The sequence below is a fragment of the Mesorhizobium sp. M7A.F.Ca.CA.004.06.1.1 genome (assembly GCF_003999135.1).
Taxonomy (GTDB): domain Bacteria; phylum Pseudomonadota; class Alphaproteobacteria; order Rhizobiales; family Rhizobiaceae; genus Mesorhizobium.
The window spans coordinates 2,681-3,495 of the sequence record NZ_RZPQ01000629.1 but is presented as its reverse complement, the minus strand read 5'-3'; the positions used below and the strand labels follow the sequence as shown (position 1 = coordinate 3,495).

Below are 815 nucleotides of genomic sequence, written 5' to 3'. Positions count from 1 at the left end.
GAGCGAAGGGATGCGCCGAAATCGCGCCATCCCGACCAGTTCTGGGTATAGGCATCCCATTGCGCGTTGAATTGGAGGAAGTGCTGCTGGTCGGCCGCGACCAGCACGATATCGCCGTCGCCCTGGATGCCGGCGGCAAGCGCCTGGTTGGGCGCCCTGGAGTAGCCGGGTGTCGCCCACTGCGTCCACGTATCCGATCCGGCGGGCATCTGGCGCGTGTGCAGCACCTGGCCGTTCTGGGTCAGGGCGAACAAATTGGTGGCGCCCAGCGGGCCGATGACCGGCGCCATCTCGATGAAGCCACCTGTCTGGGTCGTGTCGATCTGCACCCAACCCGTCCAGTCGGCGGCCTTCAAGGCCTGCGCCTTCGCCTGCTGGCAGCGATAGAGATGCAGGTTCGAATTGATGCCGAACAGCGCGATGCGGCCGTCACCCTGGCGTATCGCCGAAACCGTCACCAGGCCGCCGGGGATCTGGATCCAGTCGCTCCACGGTTTGGCCGGCGGCGTCAGCACGTCGACGGTGACGACGATCGGTGTCGTCGTGCCGGGCGGCGTGATGGTTTTCTGCACCTGCACGATCTGGTCCGGATTCTGGTAGATCCACCAGATGCGGCCCTGATTGTCGGTGACGAAGACCTCGATGCGGCCATCGGCATCGCGCGCCATCGAAAGCTTCTGATAGGAGGTGGCGCCGGGCGGCGTGCCGATGCTCATCGGCGCGGTCCATTTCTCGACCGGGCCGATCTGGTTGGCGTCTTCGGTGATGAAGGACAGATTGGTGGTTCCCGCTGGCTGCGCGACCACGGCGACACG

The 815-nt window shown here is 65.4% G+C and carries 1 protein-coding gene; it reads right to left on the bottom strand.

Annotated elements, in window-relative coordinates:
- Positions 1-815: hypothetical protein (locus EN906_RS27235; RefSeq protein ID WP_206529177.1), on the bottom strand; the 815-nt coding region annotated here is incomplete at both ends.